Origin of the sequence: Aquipseudomonas ullengensis (assembly GCF_014174475.1) — a bacterium.
Taxonomy (GTDB): domain Bacteria; phylum Pseudomonadota; class Gammaproteobacteria; order Pseudomonadales; family Pseudomonadaceae; genus Aquipseudomonas; species Aquipseudomonas ullengensis.
This window is the reverse complement of sequence record NZ_JACJUD010000009.1, coordinates 24,444-47,861: the sequence shown is the minus strand read 5'-3', so window position 1 is coordinate 47,861 and position 23,418 is coordinate 24,444. Positions and strand designations below refer to the sequence as shown.

17 protein-coding genes are annotated in these 23,418 nt (G+C 64.7%); 8 read left to right on the top strand and 9 right to left on the bottom strand.

Annotated elements, in window-relative coordinates; all coding sequences use genetic code 11:
- The first annotated feature begins 311 nt into the window (after window positions 1-311).
- From H3H51_RS20840 to H3H51_RS20830, 3 genes are all read left to right on the top strand, one after another.
- Entirely contained in the window at window positions 312-1,196 is an 885-nt protein-coding gene (locus tag H3H51_RS20840) for an EamA family transporter (protein WP_183091008.1), read from the top strand.
- 121 nt (window positions 1,197-1,317) lie between these two features.
- Entirely contained in the window at window positions 1,318-1,782 is a 465-nt protein-coding gene (gene bfr / locus H3H51_RS20835; RefSeq protein WP_183091007.1) for a bacterioferritin, read from the top strand.
- Between the two features lie 176 nt (window positions 1,783-1,958).
- Complete coding sequence (locus tag H3H51_RS20830) at window positions 1,959-4,211, top strand: TonB-dependent siderophore receptor (RefSeq protein WP_183091006.1); 2,253 nt, start codon at window positions 1,959-1,961, stop codon at window positions 4,209-4,211.
- Between the two features lie 136 nt (window positions 4,212-4,347).
- Here the strand turns inward: H3H51_RS20830 and cueR are convergent, their stop codons facing one another.
- From cueR to H3H51_RS20815, 3 genes are all read right to left on the bottom strand, one after another.
- Window positions 4,348-4,755: a Cu(I)-responsive transcriptional regulator gene (gene cueR / locus H3H51_RS20825; RefSeq protein ID WP_183091005.1), complete on the bottom strand. Its 408-nt coding sequence runs from the start codon at window positions 4,753-4,755 to the stop codon at window positions 4,348-4,350.
- Window positions 4,752-7,139, bottom strand: a complete 2,388-nt coding sequence (locus H3H51_RS20820; protein WP_183091004.1) for a heavy metal translocating P-type ATPase — start codon at window positions 7,137-7,139, stop codon at window positions 4,752-4,754. Before H3H51_RS20820 ends, cueR begins: the two co-directional genes overlap by 4 nt.
- Window positions 7,140-7,220: 81 nt before the next feature.
- Entirely contained in the window at window positions 7,221-7,685 is a 465-nt protein-coding gene (locus H3H51_RS20815; RefSeq protein WP_235981443.1) for a hypothetical protein, read from the bottom strand.
- A 126-nt stretch (window positions 7,686-7,811) separates the two neighbouring features.
- Here H3H51_RS20815 and H3H51_RS20810 point away from each other — a divergent pair, with 126 nt between their 5' ends.
- On the top strand, window positions 7,812-8,009 hold the full coding sequence (locus tag H3H51_RS20810) for a cation transporter (protein ID WP_183091003.1): 198 nt from the start codon (window positions 7,812-7,814) through the stop codon (window positions 8,007-8,009).
- Between the two features lie 59 nt (window positions 8,010-8,068).
- On the opposite strand, the gene H3H51_RS20805 is transcribed toward H3H51_RS20810, so the two are convergent.
- Window positions 8,069-8,698, bottom strand: coding sequence for a TetR family transcriptional regulator (locus H3H51_RS20805; protein WP_183091002.1), 630 nt, complete (start codon window positions 8,696-8,698; stop codon window positions 8,069-8,071).
- 152 nt (window positions 8,699-8,850) lie between these two features.
- Between H3H51_RS20805 and H3H51_RS20800 the strand changes: the two genes are divergently transcribed.
- From H3H51_RS20800 to H3H51_RS20790, 3 genes are all read left to right on the top strand, one after another.
- Window positions 8,851-10,011, top strand: a complete 1,161-nt coding sequence (locus tag H3H51_RS20800) for an efflux RND transporter periplasmic adaptor subunit (RefSeq protein ID WP_183091001.1) — start codon at window positions 8,851-8,853, stop codon at window positions 10,009-10,011.
- Window positions 10,012-10,023: 12 nt separating this feature from the next.
- Window positions 10,024-13,158, top strand: a complete 3,135-nt coding sequence (locus H3H51_RS20795) for an efflux RND transporter permease subunit (protein WP_328803695.1) — start codon at window positions 10,024-10,026, stop codon at window positions 13,156-13,158.
- Window positions 13,159-13,240: 82 nt separating this feature from the next.
- Complete coding sequence (locus H3H51_RS20790; RefSeq protein WP_183091000.1) at window positions 13,241-14,428, top strand: Bcr/CflA family multidrug efflux MFS transporter; 1,188 nt, start codon at window positions 13,241-13,243, stop codon at window positions 14,426-14,428.
- 233 nt (window positions 14,429-14,661) lie between these two features.
- Here the strand turns inward: H3H51_RS20790 and H3H51_RS20785 are convergent, their stop codons facing one another.
- The 3 genes from H3H51_RS20785 to H3H51_RS20775 form a co-directional block, all read right to left on the bottom strand.
- Complete coding sequence (locus tag H3H51_RS20785) at window positions 14,662-14,841, bottom strand: hypothetical protein (RefSeq protein ID WP_183090999.1); 180 nt, start codon at window positions 14,839-14,841, stop codon at window positions 14,662-14,664.
- A gap of 67 nt (window positions 14,842-14,908) precedes the next feature.
- Complete coding sequence (locus H3H51_RS20780) at window positions 14,909-18,802, bottom strand: PAS domain S-box protein (RefSeq protein WP_183090998.1); 3,894 nt, start codon at window positions 18,800-18,802, stop codon at window positions 14,909-14,911.
- A gap of 476 nt (window positions 18,803-19,278) precedes the next feature.
- Complete coding sequence (locus H3H51_RS20775; protein WP_183090997.1) at window positions 19,279-20,292, bottom strand: zinc-binding alcohol dehydrogenase family protein; 1,014 nt, start codon at window positions 20,290-20,292, stop codon at window positions 19,279-19,281.
- Between the two features lie 163 nt (window positions 20,293-20,455).
- Here H3H51_RS20775 and H3H51_RS20770 point away from each other — a divergent pair, with 163 nt between their 5' ends.
- Window positions 20,456-21,370: a LysR family transcriptional regulator gene (locus H3H51_RS20770; RefSeq protein WP_183090996.1), complete on the top strand. Its 915-nt coding sequence runs from the start codon at window positions 20,456-20,458 to the stop codon at window positions 21,368-21,370.
- A gap of 161 nt (window positions 21,371-21,531) precedes the next feature.
- Here H3H51_RS20770 and H3H51_RS20765 read toward each other — a convergent pair whose 3' ends face one another.
- Together H3H51_RS20765 and H3H51_RS20760 are read right to left on the bottom strand one after the other, a co-directional pair.
- Window positions 21,532-22,194 carry a TetR/AcrR family transcriptional regulator gene (locus H3H51_RS20765; protein ID WP_183090995.1) on the bottom strand — a complete coding sequence of 221 codons (663 nt, stop codon included), beginning with the start codon at window positions 22,192-22,194 and terminating at the stop codon, window positions 21,532-21,534.
- Between the two features lie 236 nt (window positions 22,195-22,430).
- Window positions 22,431-23,354, bottom strand: a complete 924-nt coding sequence (locus tag H3H51_RS20760) for a LysR family transcriptional regulator (protein WP_183090994.1) — start codon at window positions 23,352-23,354, stop codon at window positions 22,431-22,433.
- Between the last annotated feature and the right edge of the window lie 64 nt (window positions 23,355-23,418).

Genomic DNA, 23,418 nt, shown 5'->3' with positions numbered 1-23,418 from the left:
TACCTGACGGATTACTACAACCATCAACGACCACACAGCTACAACGGATACAGAACGCCAGCGGAAACCGAATCACTGGCCGGATAAACCTAAACCAGTGTCCAGTTCTCGTTGACCACAACAAGGGCAGGGTGAGGGGGCGGCGTGCGGGCTGGATAAGTCTGTGTCCGAACTTGGCTCAGCTGATGCGTCCCGCACGTGCCCTCAAGCGTGAGAGCAACTCCGTATTCCGGACTGTTACTCGGCAACTGTATCCATGCGCCGCGCACGCCAACTGCTAGTGTGCGCGGAGTTTTCCAGGAGCCCTCGCCATGCCCTTGCCGCACATTCTGCTCGCCCTGCTGGTCACCCTGATCTGGGGCGTCAACTTCGTGGTGATCAAGGTTGGCCTGGAGGATTTCCCGCCATTGCTGTTCTGCGCCCTGCGCTTCGCCCTGGCGGCATTGCCGCTGCTAATTCTGCGCGGCCCGTTGCCGGCGCCCTGGTGGCGCATCGTGCAGATCGGCGTGCTGCTCGGGGTGATCAAGTTCGGCCTGCTGTTTGTCGGCATGCACCTGGGCATGCCGGCCGGGCTTTCCTCGCTGGTGCTGCAGAGTCAGGTGTTCTTCACCGTGTTGATTGCCGCGCTGGTGCTGGGCGAGCGTCCCAGTCGCCGCGCATTGGCCGGGCTGGCCCTGGCCGCCGGTGGCTTGGTGCTGATCGGCCTGCAACGACCGCTGGGTGACAGCCTGCTGGCTTTCGCTCTGGTGATCATCGCTGCGCTGGCCTGGGCTTGCGCCAATATCGCGACCAAACGCTCCGGGGCCAGCGACATGCTGCGGCTGATCTGCTGGGTGAGCCTGGTGCCGCCGTTGCCACTGCTGGGTTTGTCGTATCTGTTCGAAGGCCCACAGGCGATTACCACGGCGCTCTCGCACCTGAGCTGGCGCGGCGTGGGCGCGTTGCTCTATATCGCCTTCCTCGCCACCACAGTCGGCTTCGCCATCTGGAGTTTTTTGCTGCGCCGTTATCCGGCCAGCCTGGTCACGCCCTTCGCACTGGCGGTGCCGGTTTCCGGTCTGCTGGCCGGTTGGCTGCTGCTCGGCGAGTCGTTGACCATGCTTGGTTGGCTGGCCTGTGGACTGGTGTTTGGCGGCCTGGCCATCACCGTCATGCCGCGGTCTTTTCCAGGGTTGGCGAAAAGCCCTGCAGCCTAGCTGCCATGCGGCTTTGGCGGAATGCGAATCGCTCCGCCAGGTGCGACATTTACAGGCTTGACCATTGCTCGATCAGGGTCGAAGCTTGGCACTTAATCCGCTTTTTCCGGGACATCCGAACATGCAAGGCCAGGCCGAAGTCATCGAATACCTCAAGGACCTGCTGCGTGGCGAACTCGCCGCGCGCGACCAGTACTTTCTGCATTCGCGGATGTACCAAGACTGGGGATTCGACAAACTCTACGTGCGTCTCAATCACGAGATGGAGGAAGAAACCGAACACGCCGATGCCCTGCTCAAGCGCATCCTGTTCCTCGAAGCGACTCCGGACATGACCCCCAAGACCATCGTCCCCGGCACCACCGTGCCCGAGATGCTGCGTGCCGACCTCAAGCTGGAATACGAAGTACGTGAGGCGCTGAGCAAAGGCATCACCCTGTGTGAGAAGCACAAGGACTACATGAGTCGCGACATCCTCGCCCTGCAGCTCAAGGACACCGAAGAAGACCACGCCTACTGGCTGGAACAGCAGCTCGGCCTGATCGATCGCGTGGGGCTGGAGAATTACCTGCAGTCGCAGGCGTAATCGCCACTGCTATGAAAAGGGAGCTTCGGCTCCCTTTTTTCATTTCAGGCCTGGCGTTATGCGGGGTGTGTCGGCGTTTAGCAGAATCCACAGGCTTGCACAATTATTCCACTTGGGAAGTTAATAGCTTATGATAATGATTCTCGCCAACACTATAATTATCTGGAAGCACCTTCATGTCCCTTCTGGTTACCCTGCGTCAACAAGACGCTGTTGTGACGCACTCATCCGTTGCTCTTCGTCCGCTGGCCCTGGCTGTGCACATGCTGGCCGCCGGTATCGCCTTCGCTGCGCCATCGGTGCACGCTGAAGAGGCGCAGAAGACTGAAGCTGGTAGCGCCATTACCCTCGACGCCACGGCTATTTCCAGTACCGCCGACAGCCAGCTTGGCGACGTCACCGAGGACACCCAGTCCTACACCACGGGTTCTGCGCGCACTGCCACACCGCTGAAAATGTCCCTGCGCGAAACCCCGCAGTCGGTCACCGTGGTTACCCAGCAGCGCATGCAGGACCAGGACCTGCAGACCATTACCGACGTGGTCAATAACACCACCGGTATCTCGATGAACCGCTACGAAACCAGCCGGGGCCAGATCAACGCCCGTGGTTTCGAGCTCAACTCGCTGATGATCGACGGCGTACCGACTATCTATGAGCAGCCATGGAGCTCGGGCGAGATCTTCAGCAGCCTGGCCATGTATGACCGCGTTGAAGTCGTCCGTGGCGCCAACGGCCTGATGACCGGCGCTGGCGATCCTTCCGCCTCCATCAACATGGTGCGCAAGCGCGCCAACAGCCGTGAGCTGAAAGGCTCGGTGGAACTCAGTGCTGGCACCTGGGACACCTACGGCACCGAGGCTGATATCTCCACGGCGCTGAACGAGGCCGGCACTGTTCGCGCCCGTCTGGTTGGCGAGACCAACGAAGGCGACAGCTGGATCGACATGAACTCGACCCAGCGTGAAACCCTCTATGGCACCATGGACATCGACCTGACCGAAGACACCACGCTGTGGTTCGGTTTGAGCCGCCAGGAAACCAACTCTGACTCGCCCATGTGGGGTGGCTTGCCAGTCTGGTACGCCGATGGCAGCCGCACTGACTGGAGCCGTTCCAAATCCACGTCGGCTGATTGGAGCAAGTGGGACACCACTTACGAGACCTACTTCGTCAACCTCGACCACACCTTCGCCAACGATTGGAAGCTGAACCTGAGCTACAACCGTGGCGAGCGTAACGGCGACTCCTCGCTGCTGTACCTCTCCGGTAACCCGGGCCGGAACGGTAGCAGCGGCATGTACTCGTTCCCGGCGACCTATAAAACCGAGACCACCCAGGACGACTACAGCATTCGTGTCGATGGCCCGTTCTCGCTGCTGGGCCGTGAACACGATCTGGCTTTCGGTTACGTCGACAGCAAACAGGAGTTCGACGCTGACTCGCTCGATGCGCAAACCGGCTTTGGTGGTGTGGCCAACTTCGATAGCTACAACGGTGACTTCCCCGAGCCGATCTGGGGGCCACGCAGTGACTACGGTTACAGCGAAACACGGCAGAAGGGGCTGTACGCGGCTACCCGCCTGAACGTGACCGACGACCTGAAGGTGATCCTGGGCGCGCGGGAAAGCTGGTACGAGAAGACCAGTGATGACATCTACTCCGAAGTCAGCAAGACCGATGTCGATAACGAAGTGACGCCGTATGCGGGCCTCGTCTACGACCTCACCGAAAACATCTCGGCCTATGCCAGCTACACGGAAATCTTCCTGCCGCAATCGGTTCGCGATAGCAGTGGGCAGCAGCTGGACCCGATCGTTGGCGAAAGCAATGAGATCGGCCTCAAAGGCGAGTTCTACGATGGTCGCTTGAATGCCTCTGCTGCCGTCTTCCAGATCAAGCAGGACAATCTGGGCCAGAGCACTGGCGTGCTGATCGACCCTTCCAACCCCATGGGCGGCTATGCCTATGAGGCCAGCGAAGGCGCAACCAGTGAAGGCTTCGAGCTGGAAGTATCCGGCGAGCTGGCCAACAACTGGAATGCCTCGGTGGGTTACACCCAGTTCACCGCCGAAGATGCTGATGATAACGACGTGAACACCCTGTACCCGACCAAGCTGCTGCGTACCTTCACCACTTATCGTCTGCCTGGCGTGCTCAACAAGCTGGTCATTGGCGGCGGCGTCAACTGGCAGGACAGCATCTACACCTACGCTACCAACCCGGCGGGCAACCCCGAGAAGATCGAGCAGGACGCTTACGCCCTGGTCAACCTGATGGCGCGCTACGAGTTCACCGAGAACCTCTCGGGTCAACTGAACGCCAACAACGTGACCGACGAGAAGTACTTCGACATCTTCGATGCCTACGGCGCGATGACCTACGGCGCACCGCGTAGCCTGACCGCTTCCGCGAAGTACCGCTTCTAAGGCAAAACCGTGAGCGATGGCAGCTGTCTGCCCTCGCTCACTGCACAAAGCACAACGCCGGCTCTGCGCCGGCGTTGTGCTTTGTGCAGGAGTGAAAATCAGCGGTCGTTACTCGTACCTATTTCAAGGTCGCAACTTATGCAGTGGCGCCGCAGCAACCCGTCTCCAGCCCCTTGAGAATCGGGCAGTCGGGTCGGTGATCGCCTTGGCAGTGCTGCACCAGGTCGGTCAGGGTGTCGCGCAGGCTGCTGAGTTCTTCGATCTTGCGGTTCAGCTCGCTGATATGCGCCTGGGCCAGGGCTTTGACGTCGGCGCTGGCGCGGTCACGGTCTTGCCACAAGGCCAGCAGCTTGCCTACCTCCTCCAGGGAGAAGCCAAGGTCACGCGAGCGCTTGATGAAGGCCAGCACGTGCAGGTCTTGCGCGCCATACAGGCGGTAGCCGCTGTCGCTGCGTCCGGCGGGTTGCAGCAGGCCGATGGATTCGTAGTAGCGGATCATCTTGGCGCTGAGGCCGGACTGTTTGGCAGCTTGGCCGATGTTCATGGTTGTTGCTCCGTATCGCGCGGTTTCCAAGTGTTGAGCAGCAGGGCGTTGCTCACCACGCTGACGCTCGAGAGGGCCATGGCGGCGCCCGCCACCATGGGATTGAGCAGGCCGAAGGCGGCCAGCGGGATGCCGATCAGGTTGTAGACGAAGGCCCAGAACAGGTTCTGCTGGATCTTGCGCCAGGTACGCCGGCTGATATCCAGTGCGGCCGGCACCAGGCGCGGGTCGCCGCGCATCAGGGTGATCCCGGCGGCATGCATGGCCACATCGGTGCCGCCGCCCATGGCGATGCCGACATCGGCGGCGGCCAGGGCGGGGGCGTCGTTGATGCCATCGCCGACCATTGCCACCACCGCACCGCCCTGTTTCAACGCGGCGATGTGCGCGGCCTTGTCCGCCGGCAACACCTGGGCATGCACGTCGTCGATGCCTAGGGCGCGGCCCACGGCATTGGCGCTGCCGGCGTTGTCGCCGCTGATCAGGTGGCTGCTGATGTGTTGGTCGCGCAAGGCGCGGATGGTGTCGGCTGCACCGGGTTTCAGGCTGTCACCGAAGGCCAGCAGGCCGAGCACGCGTGGCTGTGGCGCCAGTTCCAGCAACCACGACAGGGTGCGGCCTTCGGCTTCCCAGTTACTGGCCAGCGCGCCGAGCTCGGCACTGGGCAACTGCAGTTCGTTGCGCAGCCGCTCGTTGCCCAGGGCCAGATGGCGCCCGTCGACCTCGCCCTGGATGCCGCGGCCACTGAGGGCCTGGCTGGCGCTGACCGGCGGCAGCACTAACTGGCGTTCGTTGCAGGCCTGCAGCACCGCGCGCGCCAGTGGATGTTCACTGCCTTGCTGCAGGGCGCCGGCCAGGCGGAGCAGCTGGCTTTCCTCGCCGACCGCTTGCAGATGGACGATGCGCGGCTGCCCGGAGGTGAGCGTGCCGGTCTTGTCGAACGCCACCACGCTGACCCGGTGGGCCAGCTCCAGCGCTTCGGCGTCTTTGATCAGGATGCCGTGGCGCGCGGCCACGCCGGTGCCGGCCATGATCGCCGCCGGGGTTGCCAGGCCGAGGGCGCAGGGGCAGGCGATCACCAGCACCGCCACGGCATTGATCAATGCGGTTTCGACGCCCGCGCCCATCCACAACCAGCCAGCCAGGGTGAACAGGGCGATCAGCAGCACCACGGGGACGAACACGGCGCTGACCCGGTCCACCAGTTTCTGGATCGGCGCCTTGGCGGCCTGGGCGTCTTCCACCAGGCGGATGATCCGCGCCAGTACGCTTTCGCCGCCGAGGGCGGTGGTGCGGATGACCAGGCGACCGTCGCCATTGATCGCACCACCGGTAACGGCATCACCCAGGGTCTTGGCGACAGGCAGGCTTTCGCCGCTGATCAGCGCTTCGTCGGCCTGGCTCTGGCCATCGGTGACCACGCCATCGGCGGGGAAGCGCTCGCCGGGGCGTACCACCAGCAAGTCGTCGAGTTGCAGTGCGCTGATCGCGACGTCTTCTTCGCGGCCATCACGCAAGCGCGTGGCGCGCTCCGGGCGCAAGGCTTCGAGGGCGCGAATGGCGGCGCTGGTCTGGCGCTTGGCGCGGCTCTCCAGGTATTTGCCGAGCAGAACCAGGGCGATCACCACGGCCGAGGCTTCGAAGTAGAGGTGCGGGGCGTGGTGCCCGGCAGTCGCCCACAGGTACAGACTGAGGCCATAGCCGGCGCTGGTGCCGAGCGCGACCAGCAGGTCCATGTTGGCGCTGCCGGCGCGCAGGGCTTTCCAGGCGGCCACGTAGAAGCGCGCGCCGAGGATGAATTGCACCGGGGTGGCCAGGGCAAATTGCACCCAGGCTGGCAGCATCCAGTGCAGGCCGAGCCAGTCGGCGAACATCGGCAGCACCAGGGGCGCGGCCAGCAACAGGGTGAGCAGCACGCGCAGGCGTTCGCGGCGCAGTGCGTGGCGTGGGTCCTGCGTCGGTGCGTCGGTGAGCAGGCGGGCCTGGTAGCCGGCGGCGTCGACGCTGGCGATCAGTTGCTCGGTCGGTAGGCCCTGGATGATCTCGACGCTGGCTCGCTCGCTGGCCAGGTTGACGCTGGCGCTGCGTACGCCGGGTAGTGTTGCCAGGGCGCGCTCGACGCGGCCGGCACAGCTGGCGCAGGTCATGCCGTCGATGGCCAGTTCAACACGTTGCAGCGGTACGTCGTAGCCGGCCTTGGCCACTGCGCCGATCAAGGCGTCCAGCTGTGCGGCGGGGGCGACGACACGGGCCTGTTCGCTGGTCAGGTTGACGCTGCTTTGTTGCACGCCGGGCACCTGGCTCAGCGCGCGCTCGACGCGGCCGGCGCAACCGGCGCAGGTCATGCCGTGGATGGGAAGGTCAAACGTCTGCAGGGCGGACATGGGCGAAACCTCCGTGGATTCACCCATAGGATCAACCTTTCCATGAGGTCAAGGTCAAGTGACGGCTTGTCGCAGAGGCTCTCAGTAGTTCTGCGGGGCTGGTGTCAGGTACAGGCCGCTCTGGCTCATGGCGATGCGGTACTTGTGTACCTGTCCGGCGCTGAGTTGCAGGGTCTGGCTGCGCAATTGCTCGAACTGCGGCTGGCAATGGCCGCCGCCGAGCAGGCCGAGGCGGACCAGCACGTCGCCGGGCGGCAGGTTGAGGGTGATCGACTGGCCCTGGTACAGGCGGGCGGTGAGGTTGCCCTGCAGGTACAGGCCGATATCGCAGGCGGTGGACACTTCCAGGCGTTCGCGGGAGATCACCAGAATGCCGTAGTCGATGGGCGCCGGCAGGGTCAGCGGCGCCAAGGGCACAGCCATGGGCGTGGGCGCCGAAGGAATGCTCGCCGAGGGTTCGCTGGCCGGTGGCGGACTGTCGGCCGGGGTTTCATCGGCCAGGGCGGGCAGGCACAGCAGAGCGAAGAGGAGAGGTAACACGCGCATGGGGCAACTCCGCAGGGTTCGCCATGAGCTTGGGCCAGCGCGGCGCTGACGACAAGTCGTGAGCCTTGACCTTGTCACGATGGCAAGCCGGAAGCTGCATCCAGAGCCATCCATGAGGAACCCACCATGCATATTCTGAAAGTGACCGGTATGTCCTGTGGTCATTGCGTCCGGGCCATCACCGGGGCGTTGCAGGCCGGTGATCCGGCGGCCGAGGTGCAGGTCGATCTGGCGGCGCGGGAAGTGCGTGTCAGCAGTCGCCTGAGCCTGGAGCAGTTACTGGCGGCGATTCGCGATCAGGGATACGCCGCCGAATCGGCCTGATCCAGAAGGGCTGTCGGCGGGGAGGGTGCAGCGTCACCCTGCACGTGATTTCGCGGGTGCTATGCAGGCGGATTCCAGTCCCGCAGCAGGCCGCGCAACAGGGCGTCGATCAAGCCGGCGGTGTCGCGCAGCGGATCGAACAGCGTGGGGTCGCGCGTCCAGTCGGTGAACAGGCCGATGATCTGCGCATGCAGCGCGCGGGCCGCCAGGCGCGGCGTCACGCCCGGCTGCAGGCGCGGGCGGCAGTCGTCGCGGGCGAACAGGGTCTCCACCAGGTCGATGAACTTATTAATGAAGGCGTTGTGGCGAATCTCCGCCTCGCGCAGTTCATCGGTGAACTCGCAGCGGTGCAGCAGGATGGTGAAAATGCGCCGCTTCTGCTCATCCCGGCCGAGGTTCTCGATGGCCTCGATGGACAGTTCGCGCAACGACAGCAGCGGGTCGACGCCATCGCAGCCGGACAAGCGCATGGACATCTGTTCCGGCGGCAGGCGCACCTGGTTGAGCATGTCGTTGAACAGGTGCGCCTTGTTCTCGAAGTGCCAGTACACCGCGCCGCGGGTCACGCCGGCATCACGGGCGATCTGTTCCAGCGAGCTGTGCGCCACGCCTTTGTCCAGGAATAAGCGCTCGGCGGCGGCGAGGATGGCGATGCGGGTCAGCTCGGCTTGTTCTTTGGTTCTGCGCATGGCGAGGGTCGTGTTTGCGGCTAGGCTCTTGTTCTGGGGAACGCAGTGTAATGTTTTTAATGCCGTTGTCTGGTTTACACGCGTGAATGTATGTCACTAGCATGGCTCCTTTACGGGTAATTGCCCGATCTAGACGTCACGGAGAAGACTGAATGCCACCTCGCCACCTTCCTTTTTCGTTTGGGGCTGCGGCTCTGGGCATTCTGTTCGTGACTGCGGCACAGGCTGCAGAGCCCGCTGGCGCGGCGGCGCCACCGCCGCCGGCCGTTGAAGTCGAGCTGGCCAAGGTCGAGTCCTTGCCACTGACGTTCGAGTACGCCGCCCGCACTGCTGGCTTCCGCGAGGTGGAAGTGCGCGCCCAGGTCAGTGGCATCCTGCAGGAGCGAACCTACCGCGAGGGCAGTGCGGTCAAGCAGGGGCAGGTGTTGTTCCGTATCGATCCGCGTCCCTACCAGGCCGCCTTGGCGCGGGCCAAGGGCTCCCTGGCGCAGGAACAGGCGCGCTACCGGCAGACTGAGCGTGACCTCAAGCGTATCCGCGAGCTGCAGAAGAAGGGCTTCGCCAGCGAGAGCGAACTGGACAACGCGATCTCCAACTTCGAACAGAGCAAGGCCAACATCGAGGCGGCCAAGGCCGAGGTGCAGGCCAAGCAGATCGACCTCGACTACACCACGGTGGAAGCGCCGATATCCGGTGTCACCAGCAAGGAAACGGTGTCCGAGGGCAGCCTGATGGTCGCCGGCGATCCCAGCGCCAGCCTGCTGACCAACATTACCCAGCTCGATCCGATCTACGTCAACTTCGCCGCCCCGGACCGTGAGGTGTCGCAAGTGCGCCAGGGCCTGCGCGACGGTAGCCTGGTGCGCCACGGCGGCCAGCAGATGAGCGTGCAGATCAAGTTCGGCGACGGCACCACCTACAAGCAAGAAGGCAAGGTGGACTTCACCGACAGCCTGATCGACCGTGCCACCGGCACCGTCAGCGCCCGTGCGGTAGTGCCCAACCCGGATCAGAGCCTGCTGCCGGGGCAGTTCGTGCGCGTGCTGGTCACCGGCATCAACAAGCCCAACGCCATCACCGTGCCCGAGCGCGCGATTTCCCAGGGGCCGAACGGCACCTTCGTCTACGTGGTGGATGAGCAGAACATGGCCCGCATCCGCCCGGTGACCACCGCGCACACCGCCCTTGGGCGCTGGGTGGTTGAGTCGGGGATCGCCGCCGGTGATCGGGTGATCGTCGAGGGGTTGCCCAAGGTCAGGCCGAACACGCCGGTCAAGGTGGTCGAAAAGGCCGCTCCCGCAGCACAGCAGTAAGGAGCGCGGCCCGTGATTTCTAAATTCTTCATCGACCGGCCGGTGTTCGCCGCGGTCATCTCCATCGTCATCGTGCTCGGCGGCCTGGCCGCCATGCGCTCGTTGCCGATTGCCCAGTATCCGCAGATTCTGCCGCCGCAGGTCTCGGTCACCGCCAGCTACCCGGGCGCCAGCGCCCAGGTCATCGCGGAAACCGTGGCCGCGCCGCTGGAGCAGCAGATCAACGGCGTGGAAGGCATGATTTACCAGCTGTCCAACTCGGCCAGCAGCGGCAGCATGAGCCTGTCGGTGTACTTCCAGGTGGGCCGCGACCCCGACCAAGCCACCATCGACGTCAACAACCGGGTGCAGGCCGCGCTGGCCAAGCTGCCGGAAGAAGTGCGCCGCCAGGGCGTCAAGGTGGAGAAGAAGTCGTCCGACATTCTCCAGGTGGTGACCCTGTATTCGCCGGATAACTCCAAGGACCCGGTGTTCATCTCCAACTACGCGCTGATCAACATCATCGATGAGCTCAAGCGCCTGCCCGGCGTCGGTGCCGTCAGCCAGTTCGGTTCCAAGGACTACTCGATGCGCATCTGGCTGCGCCCGGACAAGCTGGCGCAGTACAACCTGACGCCCACCGACGTGGTCAATGCCATTCGCGAGCAGAACTCGCAGTTCGCTGCCGGCAGCTTTGGCCAGCAGCCGTTGCAGACGCCCCAGGACTTTACCTACACGGTCACCACCCAGGGCCGCTTCAAGGACCCCAAGGAATTCGAGAGCGTGATTCTGCGCTCGGATGAAACCGGTGCCAGCCTGTTGCTCAAGGATGTTGCGCGGATCGAACTGGGTGCCCAGGACTACTCGCTGATCACCTCGCTCAACGGCCAGCAGAACGCCGCTTTCGGTATCTACCTGCAACCGGGCGCCAATGCCCTGGACACCGCCGAGGCGGTGCAGAGCACCATGAAGCGGCTGTCCGAGCGCTTCCCCGAGGGCATCACCTACAAGATCCCCTACGACACCACCAAGTTCGTCCAGGTCTCCATCGAGGAGGTGATCCACACCTTCTTCGAAGCGCTGGTGCTGGTGGTGCTGGTGGTATTCATCTTCCTGCAGAACTGGCGTGCCACGCTGATTCCGGTGTTGGCGATTCCCGTGTCGCTGATTGGCACCTTCGCCGGCATGTATGCCCTGGGTTTTTCGATCAACCTGCTGACCCTGTTCGGCCTGGTACTGGCCATCGGCATCGTGGTGGACGACGCCATCGTGGTGATCGAGAACGTCGAGCGGGTGATGAAGACCGAGAAGCTCGGCCCGCGCGAGGCCGCGATCAAGGCCATGGAGGAGGTGACCGGGCCGATCATTGCCATCGTCCTGGTGCTCTGCGCGGTGTTCGTGCCGGTGGGCTTCCTCGGTGGCCTGGCCGGGGAGATGTACAAACAGTTTGCGATCACCATTGCGGTGTCGGTGGTGATCTCCGGCATCGTCGCCCTGACCCTGTCGCCAGCCCTCTGCGCGCTGCTGCTCAAACCGGGGCACAGTGAACCGGCGGCGCCGTTCCGCGTGTTCAACCGCTTCTTCGACAAGATGACGGCCGGCTACAGTGCCGGGGTAGCGTTCTTCCTCAAACGCTCGCTGCTTGGCCTGATGCTGTTCGGCGGGATGATCGCGCTGATCGTCGTGCTGTTCGGTCGGGTACCCGGCTCGCTGGTGCCGGACGAGGACCAGGGCTATGTGATCAACGCCTACTTCCTGCCGCCGGCCTCCTCGGTCAACCGCACCGATGCGCTGACCAGCGATTTCACCCAGCAGATGATGAAGCACCCGGCGGTCAAGGACGTGGTGACCTTCGCCGGTTTCGACGTGCTGACCCTGGGCAACCGCACCAACGTCGGGGTGTCGTTCGTGCCGCTGAAAGACTGGTCCGAGCGCACCACGCCAGAGCTGGACGCACGCAACCTGACCCACGAGTTCATGGGCATGGGCGTCAGCGAGAAGGACGGTGTGGTGATGTCCTTCAACCCGCCACCGATCACCGGCATGAGCACCACCGGCGGCTTCGAGGGTTACATCCAGGACCGCAGCGGCGGCAGCGTTCAGCAGATGGCCGAGAAGGTCAAAGCCTTCACGGCTGCAGCGGCCAAGCGGCCAGAGCTAGGTGGGGTGCAGAGCACCTTCAGCGCCGATGTACCGCAGTACTACATCGACCTCGACCGCACCAAGGCGCGCGCCCTGGGGGTGTCGATCAGCGATGTGTTCACCGCGATGCAATCGACTTTCGGCAGCTACTACGTCAACGACTTCACCCTCTATGGCCGTACCTGGCAGGTCAGCCTGCAGTCGGAGTCGGAGTTCCGCCGCAAGCCGGAGGACCTGTCGCAGGTCTACGTGCGCTCCAGCACCACCAATGACCTGGTGCCGCTGACCAGCCTGATCAAGGTGCAGCGCATCCTCGGTCCGGACACCTACGCGCGCTTCAACGTCTACCCGTCGGCCAAGGTGCTGGGTGGCCCGGCGCCGGGTTACAGCTCGGGGCAGGCCCTGCAGGCCATGCAGGAAGTCGCCGACGAAGTGCTGGGCAAGGACTACACCCTCGGCTGGATCGGCTCGGCCTATCAGGAACTGGCCACCCAGGGCTCAGGCAGCATTGCCTTCGTCTTCGGTCTGATCATGGTGTTCCTGATCCTCGCCGCCCAGTACGAGCGCTGGACGTTGCCCATCGCGGTGGTGACTGCGGTGCCGTTCGCGGTGTTCGGGGCGATCCTCGCGGTGTGGCTGCGGGGTATCCAGAACGACGTGTACTTCCAGGTCGGCCTGATCACCCTGATCGGCCTGGCGGCGAAGAACGCCATCCTCATCGTCGAGTTCGCGGTGATGTTGCGCGCCGAGGGCAAGAGCATCTTCGACTCGGCCTACGAGGCCGCCAAGCTGCGTTTCCGGCCGATCGTGATGACCTCGCTGGCCTTCATCCTCGGCTGCGTACCGCTGGCCATCAGCACCGGTGCCGGTTCTGCCAGCCGCCACTCGATCGGTACCGGGGTGATCGGTGGCATGCTCGCGGCAACGCTGCTGGCCACCTTCGTGATTCCGATGTTCTACCTGCTGGTCGAGTCGTTGGCGGCCAAGGTCGGCAAGAAGAAAACCGCGCAGCCGCACACCGAGTGATGGCTGCTACCGAGAGCGCCCGCCACCCGGCGGGCGCTGTCTTTTCCACGTCCTGCTTGCGCAAGGTTGTTCCAGGTAACTGATGAAATTACGCATTCTGCTGATTCTGGGTTGGCTCAGCGCCTTTGGCCCGATGGCCATCGACTTCTATCTGCCGACTTTCCCCACTCTGGCCAAGCACTTCGCCACGGATGTGGAGCATATCCAGCTGTCGCTGGCGTCTTATTTCGTCGGTATCGCCCTGGGGCAATTGGTCTATGGGCCGATGGCCGATCGCTTCGGCCGGCGCCGCCCGCTGCTGGTCGGCGTGGTGCTGTTCACCCTGGCCTCACTGGCCTGCGCCCTGGCGCAGAGCCTGGAGTGGCTGATCATCGCGCGCTTCGTGCAGGCCCTCGGCGGCTGCGCCGGGATGGTCATCTCCCGTGCCGTGGTGCGTGACATGTGCGACCCGCTGCAATCGGCCAAGGCGTTTTCCAAACTGATGCTGGTGATGGGCGTGGCGCCGATCCTCGCGCCCATGGGCGGCGGCGTGCTGCTGGACCTGTTCGGCTGGCAGTCGGTGTTCTATGCACTGATGCTGTTCAGCGGCCTGTGCCTGCTGGCCGTGCTGTTGTGGCTGCCGGAAACCCTAGCCCCGGCTGCCACGCACCCGCCATTGAGCAGTGCGCTGTCGCGCTATGTGAGGTTGCTCGGTGATCGCTTGCTGATGGGCTACGGCCTGACCAGCGGCGTGGCGATGGCTGGCATGTTTGCCTATATCGCCGGCTCGCCTTTCGTCTTCATTGAGTTGTATGGCATCACGCCGCAGCAGTACGGCTGGCTGTTCGGCGCCAACGCGGCGGGGTTCATCTTCACTGCCCAGCTCAATGGCTGGCTGCTGCGCCTGCACGGCCCGGGCTACTGGCTGAAGCGCACGGTATGGGTGTTCCTGGCCTCGGCGGCAGCGTTGTTCGCCGTGTCCCTGGCCCAGCCGCAGAGCCTGTGGCCGTTGCTGGTGCCGTTGTTCATCTGCATTGCCAGCCTGTCGTGCATTCTGCCGAATGCCAGCGCCTGTGCGATGGCCGGGCAGGGAGCCCATGCCGGTACTGCTTCGGCGCTGATGGGCTCGGTGCAGTTCACCGTGGCGGCCGGGGCTTCGGCGCTGGTGGGGGCGCTGCACGATGGCACCGTGCGGCCGATGGCGCTGGTCATCGTCTGCTGCGCGGTGCTCACCGTGGTCCTGGGTTTCTTCAGCGCGCGCCATGCGCGCAAGTCGTCGCTGGAGTTCTAGGCCAGCCGCTCGCTCCTGCAAAGACAGGCCGTAGGGCGGGTGCAACCCGCGTGGGTCGGGCCACGGGTTTCACCCGCCCTACCGATCGAGGCTCGGGTTGAGGTGCGTAGCGGAGCACTGTAGGAGCGAGCTCTGCTCGCGAACCCGACTACGCAAGAGCTTCGCGAGCAGAGCTCGCTCCTACAAAAGCAGTCCGTAGGCTGGGTAGAGGCGCGCAGCGGCGAAACCCAGCATCAGCTGGCGACCGACTCTGGCTGCCTGGGCAGCGCGTGGGGCGCCTGCAGGCGGTTCTCCAGGGTGCGAACGAACTGCTTGGCCTCGGCCTCGCTGCGAAAGGTGACGCCGTGGCGATCCAGGCAGACCTGCCAACGGCTGCCTTGGGGTGTCATTACCGTGCGGACAATGATCTTCATCGGGGGCCTCCTGTCGGTCTGAGAGGTTCCAGTGTAGTCCTCGGCGTTTGCATTCTACTGATCTGGGTCAACCGACTGACTGATGGTCGCTGCGCAGCCAGTGGATCAGTTGGATGGCGCTCAGCGGCTTGCTGAACAGGTAGCCCTGGCAGGCGTCGCAGCCCAGCTGGCGCAAGGCCTGCAGCTGACCCTCGGTTTCCACGCCTTCGGCCAGCACGCGCAGTTTCAGGTTGCGCGCCAGGCCGATGATGGTGGCGACTATCTCCAGATTGGCCTGATCGTCCGGCACGCCGTGCATGAAGCTCTGGTCGACCTTCAGCTTGTCCAGCGGGAAGCGCCGCAGGTACGCCAGCGACGAGTAGCCGGTGCCGAAGTCGTCGATCGCCAGTTTCAGGCCCAGGCCCTTGAGGGCGAGCAGGGTTTCACAGGCCTGCTCGACATTGTCCATCAACGCCCCTTCGGTGATTTCCAGCTCCAGGCAGGTGGCCGGCAGGCCGCTGTCGAGCAGTGCATCGCGAACCTGCTGGAGCAGGTCGGCCTGGCGGAACTGGCGGGGCGACAGGTTGACCGCCAGGGTGTCCAGTTGCAGGCCCTGGCGCCGCCAGAACTGCATTTGCCGGCAGGCTTCGCGTAGTACCCAGGTGCCGATGGGCACGATCAGGCCGGTGTCTTCGGCCAGCGGAATGAATTGCGTGGGTGAGATCATGCCCTGCTCGCTGTTCCAGCGCAGCAGCGCCTCGACCCCCGTGGCGCGGCCACTGGCACTGTCGATCAGCGGTTGGTAGTGCAGCACGAACTCGTTGCGCTTGAGCGCCTGGCGCAGCTGGCCTTCCAGGGTCAGGCGGGTATTGGCCTGGTGGGTCAGGCCCTGGGTGTAGAAGCGGAAGGTGTTACGGCCCTCCTGCTTGGCCTGGTGCAGCGCGGCATCGGCGTTGCGCAGCAATTCGTCAGCGCTCAGGCCATCGTCCGGGTACAGGCTGATGCCGATGCTGGCGCTCAGGTAGGCTTCGCGGCCGTTGCCCAGCGGCAGGGGACGTTCCAGCAGGTCGAGCAGGGTGCGCGCGATGCTGGCGGCCTCTTCCGGGCGCTGCAGGTTCTCCAGCACCACAAGGAACTCGTCGCTGCTCAGCCGCGCCAGGGTGTCTTCGTTGCGCAGGCGCTGTTGCAGGCGCCGGGCGACGGCAATCAGCAGTTCGTCGCCGACCTTGTGGCCAAGGCCTTCGTTGATGGTCTTGAAATGGTCGAGGTCGAAGATCAGCACCGCGACCCGTTCGCTGTGGCGCTGGGCATGCTCCAGCGCGTGGGTCAGACGCTCGCCGGCATACAGGCGGTTGGGCAGGTCGGTGAGCGGGTCGAAGTGCACCAGGTGCGCCAGGCGCTCCTGGCTATCACGGTACTGGCTGAGATCGGTAAAGGTCAGCACGAACTGTGGCTGCTGCGGATCGCCTTCGCGCACCCGGCTGACGGTTAGCCAGAAGGGGAAGGTCGAGCCGTCACCGCGGCGGCTGTTCAGCTCGCCCTGCCAGTGGCCGTCCTCGCGCACCTTGCGCCACAGCGAACGGTAGCGCGCCCGCTCCAGACTCTTGCCCGACAGCAGCGGCAGGCGGTGGCCGACCGCCTGCTCCTGGCTCAGCCCGGTGATGCCGGTGAAGGCGGGGTTACAGGTGATGATGCGGCGGTTGGCGTCGATGATGACGATGGCCTCCTGAGTGTTGTCGAACACCGTCGAGGCCTGGTGCAGGGCCTGCTCATGCTGTTTGCGCAGGCTGATGTCCTCGACCACCGAGATGAAGTAGCTGGGCGTGTTGTTGGCCTGGCGTACCAGGGTCACGCTGAGGGTGGCCCAGAGCAGGCTGCCGTCACAGCGCAGGTAGCGTTTTTCCATGCTGTAGCTGCTGATCGCGCCGCTGAGCAGGCGCTCCACCTGCTGCATGTCCTTCGCCAGATCATCGGGGTGGGTGAGCTGCTGGAAGGTCATGCCGAGCATGTCCTCCAGGCTGTAGCCGTACATCTGGCAGAGCTTCTGGTTGACTCGCAGCCAGCGCCCGTCTGGCGACAAGTGGGCGATGCCCACGGCGGCCTGTTCAAAGGTGGCGCGAAAGCGCTGTTCGCTTTGCAGGCGCTCGGCGTCTTGCCTGGCTTGCTGCACGGCGAGCACGGCGAGGCGGGTGAACTCGGTGACCAGGGCAATATCGTCCGCCGCCGGATGGGTGACGCGCCGGTAGTAGATGCCGAAAGTGCCCAGCACCTCGCCCTGCTCATTGATGAACGGCAACGACCAGCAGGCACGCAGCCCGGCCTGTGCTGTCAGTTCGCGGAAGTCGCTCCAGTTGGGGTGGCGCTGCAGGTCTTCGGTAATGGTCAACTCGCCGGTGGCGGCGGCATGCCCGCAGCTGCCGAGCTGTGGCGCGGCGGCTATGCCATCCAGCGCGTTGTTGTACTCCTCGGGCAGGCTCGGAGCGGCCACCAGCTGCAGGTGGCCGTGTTCGAACAGCATGATGGAGATGAGCATCTCCGGGTTGATGCGCTCCAGGCGCAGGGCCATGTCTTCGAAGATTTTGCCCAGCGGCTGCTGCGCCAACATGCTGTCCAGAACCGCGTTGCGTGCTTCCTGCAGGGCCTGGGTCTGGCGCCGCTCATGGATGTCGCTGAGGCTGCCGCGCAGTCCCAGACCGTACTGCGCGCCGGCCGCCAGGCGCAGCGATACCCAGTGGCGCTGGCCGTCGGCCTCGCGCAGGCGGCTCTCACCCTGCCAGCTGCTGCTGTGGTGGGCGAGGATGCGCGAAATCTGCTGGCCGACTTCGCTCTGCTGGCTCTCGTCGATGAAGTCCAGCAGCGGCCGGCCAAGGCTTTCGCTGATGCTGTAGCCGGTCAGGGTCTGCCAGGTCGGGTTGAGGAAGGTCAGGCGCCCGCTGCTGTCGGTGAGGAAGATCGCCTCATGCAGCTGCTCGACCAGTTCGCGGTAGCGGGCCTCGCTGGCCTCCAGCTCGGTGTGGGTCTTCTTCTGTTCGCCGAGGTCGATGTCGACGCAGTACATCTCCATCTGGTTGCGGGCGTTATGCAGGATCAGGTGGCTGGAATAGACGTGGACGTCGTGGCCGTCGCGGTGCTGCAGCACCAGCTCGGCGGCGGGGATCGCCGGGCCGCCGATCATCCACATGTTGATCGCCGAGGCGACCTGGGCGCGTAGGGGCGGCGGCACGATCAGCTCCTCCAGGCGCTTGCCCATGGCCTCGGCCACGCTGAAGCCGTAGAGCTGCACGCTGGCCTGGTTCCAGAAGATCACCCGGCGGTCGCGGTCGTAACCCTGCACGGCGATGCGCGGGGTCTGCTCGAACAGCTGGCGGAAACGCTGCTCGCTCTCGCGCAGGGCCTGTTCGTCGCGCTTCTGCAGGCTGATGTTCTGCAGGGTGCCCTTGGCCAGACCGGGACCGCCGCTTTCGCCGCGCAGGGTCAGCCATAGCAGCGGTTCATTGGCGGGGCGATTGAGGCGGGCATTGACCAGCAGCGGCGCGCCTTCCTCCAGCAGTGCCTGCAGGGCGCGCTGCACGGCGCTGCGGTCGGCGGGGTAGAACCAGCTGAGCAGGTCGTCGATGCTGCTGGTGGCGTCGCTGTCACTGCGGTTGAGCAGGCGCAGGGCTTCGGCGGACCAGTGGAAGTGGTCGCTGTACTCCCAGTCGCCCAGGCCGGCTTCGCGCTGGGTCTGCTGCAGTTGCTCGGCACGCTGCTGCAGGGCGCCTTGCAGTTGCAAATGGGTTTTCTGGTTGTGCCGGCTGACGACCAGGATCAGCAGGCTGCTGGCCAGGACGAAGAGCAGGAGCGTGCCGGCCTGCAGCCAGGCAAGGGTTACCGGTTCGAGAGGCAGGGCCTGCAATAACAGGTTGCTGAGGACTAGCCAGGCGGCGCTGAAGACGACATAGAGGCCGGCCAGCCGCATAGGCCGAGAGAGAGTGGGTCGCATCCTGAACCCCTGGCAATTGCGGGAGATAGGCGCGCATCACGGCAGGAGAAGCGGGCTAGTGCTGAGTCTAGCCGTTGGGTTTTGTGCTGCTGGCACTTTGTCATGCCAGGTGCCGAGCGGTTATGCGCAAGTCAATCGGTAGGGCGGGTGCAACCCGCGTGGCTTGCCCCCGCTTACGACCTGCTCTTGTAGGAGCGAGCTCTGCTCGCGAAGCACTTGTGTCGCTGGGTTCGCGAGCAGAGCTCGCTCCTACAGCACCGCGCTGCTCACCTCGGCCCACCAAGATAACCAGAAACGTTTATCGGTAGGGCGGGTGCAACCCGCGTGGGCCATACGCGGGCTTACGACCTGCTCTTGTAGGAGCGAGCTCTGCTCGCGAAGCGTGTGCGTCACTGGGTTCGCGAGCAGGGCTCGCTCCTACAGCACCCTGCGCCTCGGCCCACGCGGGTTGCACCCGCCCTACGCGGCGCCGCGGCTCAGAACCCTTCGAGGACGATCTTGCCGCGCGCCTTGCCGCTTTCCAGCAGGGCATGGGCGCGCCGCAGGTTGCTCGCATCGATACGGCCGAAGTGCTCGCCCAGGGTGGTTTTCAGCACGCCGTCGTCGATCAGTTGGCTGACCCGGTTGAGCAGGCGGTGCTGCTCGATCATGTCGGCGGTCTGGTACAGCGAGCGGGTGTACATGAACTCCCAGTGCAGCGACAGGCTCTTGCGCTTGAGCTTGACCACGTCGAGCTCGGCCGGGTCGTCGATCAGCGCCAGGCGGCCTTGCGGGGCCAGGGCTTCGACCAGTTGATCGAGGTGCTGGTCGGTGTGGGTCAGGCTGGCCACGTGGCTGACGTTATCGATGCCGATGGCCTTGAGCTGCGCGGCCAGCGGCTGGCTGTGGTCGAGCACGTGATGGGCGCCGAGCTCCTCGACCCAGGCGCGGGTTTCCGGGCGCGAGGCGGTGCCGATCACCGTCAACCCGGTGAGCTGGCGCGCCAGCTGCACCAGGATCGAACCCACACCGCCGGCCGCGCCGACGATCAGCAGGCTCTCTTGCTCATCGCCCTTGCCTTCGTGAATTTGCAGGCGCTCGAACAGCAGCTCCCAGGCGGTGATGGCGGTCAGTGGCAGGGCGGCGGCGCGGGCGAAATCCAGTGAGCCGGGCATACGCCCGACCAGGCGTTCGTCGACCACATGCAGTTCGCTGTTGGCGCCGGGGCGGTCGAGGGCGCCGGCGTAGAACACCTGGTCGCCTGGGCGGAACTGCTTGACCTCATCACCTACCGCCTTGACCACCCCGGCCACGTCCCAGCCGAGCACCTTGGCCTGCCCGGCAACCGGCGCGACGTTGCGGCGAATCTTGGTATCCACCGGGTTGACCGAGATCGCCCGCACTTCCACCAGCAGGTCGTGGGGGCCGGGTTGCGGCGCGTCCAGCTCGATGTCGAGCAGGGCTTCGGCATGGTCGATGGGCAGGTTCTGGTAATAGGCGATGGCTTTCATGCGGTACTCCACGCAGGAGGCAGGTGGGGAAGTCGAATGCTCCAGCTTAGTCGCCTGGTGGCGAGCCGTTGCTTGGCAGTGGGTGCATGTTCAGCTATCTGGCTGGCAAGAAAAACCGGCTGGGAATAGAGTCTCTTTCAATAAAGTTTTGAAAGTGAACGCCATGCTGCGCCTCGATGACCTCACCCTGTTCACCCGTACCGCCGAGCTGGGCAGCCTCTCCGCTGCCGCTCGCGAGCTGGATATCTCGCCAGCCGTAGCCAGCGCCGGGCTCAAGCGACTGGAGCAGCAACTGCAAGTGCGCCTGATCCTGCGCTCCACCCGCAGCCTGCGTTTGACTCCGGAGGGCGAACAGTTCCTCGCCCATGCGCGCAGCGCCCTGCACAGCCTGGAGAGCGGGCGCCAGGCCTTGGCCGGTGGCAAGGCGGCGATCAGCGGCGTGTTGCAGATCGCCGCTCCCTCGGATTTCGGCCGCAACGTGCTGCTGCCCTGGCTCGACCAGTTCCAGCAGGCGCATCCGCAGCTCAGCCTGCGCCTGCTGCTCAGCGATCACGTCGCCGATCTGTTCCGCCAGCCGGTGGATATCGCCCTGCGCTACGGCGAGCCGGAGGACTCCAGCCTGGTCGCCCTGCCGGTGGCAGCGGGCAACCGCCGCGTGGTGTGCGCCGCACCGGCGTATTTCGCGCACCACGGGCAACCGCGCCAGCCCGAGGAGCTGCGCGGGCACAACTGCCTGCTGTACATGCTCGGTGGCCGCGTGCACGACCGCTGGAGCTTCGTGCGTGGTGGCGAGAGTCAGGCGCTGACGGTGAGTGGCGACCGCGTCAGTGATGACGCCGACGTGGTACGGCGCTGGGCCGTGGCGGGGCAGGGCGTGGTGTACAAGTCCTGGCTGGACGTGGCGGCCGATGTCGAGGCTGGGCGCCTGCAGGTGGCGCTGGCCGACTACCGGGGCGAGGCAACTCCGCTCAACCTGATCTGCGCCCACCGCGATCAGTTGAGCAAGCCGGTGCACCTGTTGCGTGAGTTCCTCCAGCAGCGCTGCGCAGAGCTGCTGGCGCGGGTGCCGTGGGCATAAACATGTAGGGCGGGTGCAACCCGCGTGGCACTCATCGCGGATTGCACCCGCCCTACAGCGGCGTGATGTCTATGTAGCTAGGTAGGGTGGATGACGCTCTATTCATCCACCAATGGCCCCGCTCGGTGGATCGGTAAAGCGTGATCCACCCTACGGTTGCGTTAGCCGCGCTTCGGCGGCGTCAGCCCACAGCCCTTGAGAATGATGCGCTCGAGGTTGTCTGCGGCCTCGTCGAAGTCGGCGCGCTTGAGGCTGTTCTTGCCGGTCAGGCGGCAGATCTGGCTGGCGAAGTCGGCGTAATGCTGGGTGCTGCCCCACAGCAGGAAGATCAGGTGCACCGGGTCGATCGGGTCCAGCTTGCCGGCATCGATCCAGGTCTGGAACACCGCTGCGCGGCCACGGAACCAGTCGCGGTAGTCCTGGCTGAAGTGCTCGGTCAGGCACTCGCCACCGCTGATCACTTCCATGGCGAAGATGCGCGAGGCCAGCGGCTGGGTGCGCGAGAACTCGACCTTGGAGCGGATGTAGCGGCTCAGCGCCTCGGCTGGGTCGTCGTTCACCGTCAGCGTGCTGAAGGTGTCGTCCCACTGGTCGAGGATGTTGTTTAGCACCGCGATGTACAGACCCTGCTTGTTATTGAAGTAGTAGTGCAGGTTGGCCTTGGGCAGCCCCACCGCCTGGGCGATGCTGTTCATGCTGGTGCCTTTATAGCCGTGACGGGCGAACTCGACTTCGGCGGCGACGATGATCGCCTTCTCGTTCTTCTGGCGGATGCGCCCGGCGGGCTTGCTGGTATTCGGAACGGCGGGAGTTGTTGCAGGCATCGAAGGGTTCCGTACTGGTTGAGCGGTGTGGCTTGCGCACTGATACCCCACGGCGCCTGGCGACACAACCCTTGCGCGTCAAAAACAGGTGCCTTTGCGAGGAAGAGGGCATCTTGGCAAAAAATATGGCCAATTAAGCGTCAGAAAGCCGTCTTTTTGCCCCGCTTCGGGCCCGCCAAAAACGCCCCGCAATGGGGCGCAAAGCCTTGTGGTACGGGTGTTCCAGCTTTATCAGGTCAGTTGCCGGTTTCCGCCAGGGCTTCGAGAAAACTCTCCAGCACCAGTTGCGGCCGTCGGCCCTTGCGCGTCACCGAGGCCAGGGTCAGGTCATAGAAGCGACTGGCCGGCTTCAGCACACGCAGGCGGCCCTGTTGCACCCACTGCTGGGCGTAGTGGTCGGCCAGGTAGCCGATGTAGCGCCCGGTGAGGATCAGAAAGGCCATGCCTTCGCGGTCCGAGGCGCTCGCGGTGCAGTTGAGCACCTGGTACTGCGCCTGGATATCGGCCGGCAGGCGGAAGGTCGGTGCCACCGCTTCCTGGGCATTCAAGCGGGTTTCCGAGAGCTGCGCGTCGTCCACATAGAACAGCGGGTGGCCCACCGCGCAGTACAGCTGCGAGCGCTCGCCATACAGCGGCTGGTACTCCAGGCCGGACAGTGGGTGGCTCTGCGGCACCACGCCAACGTGCAGGCTGCCATCGAGCACGCCCTGTTCCACCTCGCTCGGCGGGGTCATGCGGATCTGGATGCGCACATCCGGGCCGCGCTCCTTGAGCCGCGCCAGGGCGTGGGTGATGCGCATGTGCGGTACGGTCACCAGGTTGTCGGTGAGGCCGATATGCAGCTCGCCGCGCAGCTGGCGGTGCAGGCCGTTGACCCCGTTACGAAAGCTCTCCAGCGCGCCGAACAGCTGCAAGGCGGACTGGTACACCTCGCGGCCTTCCTCGGTCAGGGCGAAGCCGGCACGCCCGCGCTGACACAGGCGCAGGCCCAGGCGCTGCTCCAGATCGCTCATCTGCTGGCTGATCGCCGAGCGGCCGATACCCAGCACGCTTTCCGCGGCGGAGAAGCCACCGCACTCGACCACGCTGCGGAACAGGCGCAGCAGGCGGATTTCAAAGTCACTGACCTGGGCCAGGGGATCGGGACGGCGTACGCTCATTGTTTAGCTCTGACTTAACTGAAGATAAGAAGAGTTGGGTTTTAGTGACTTTATGCCCGTGGCA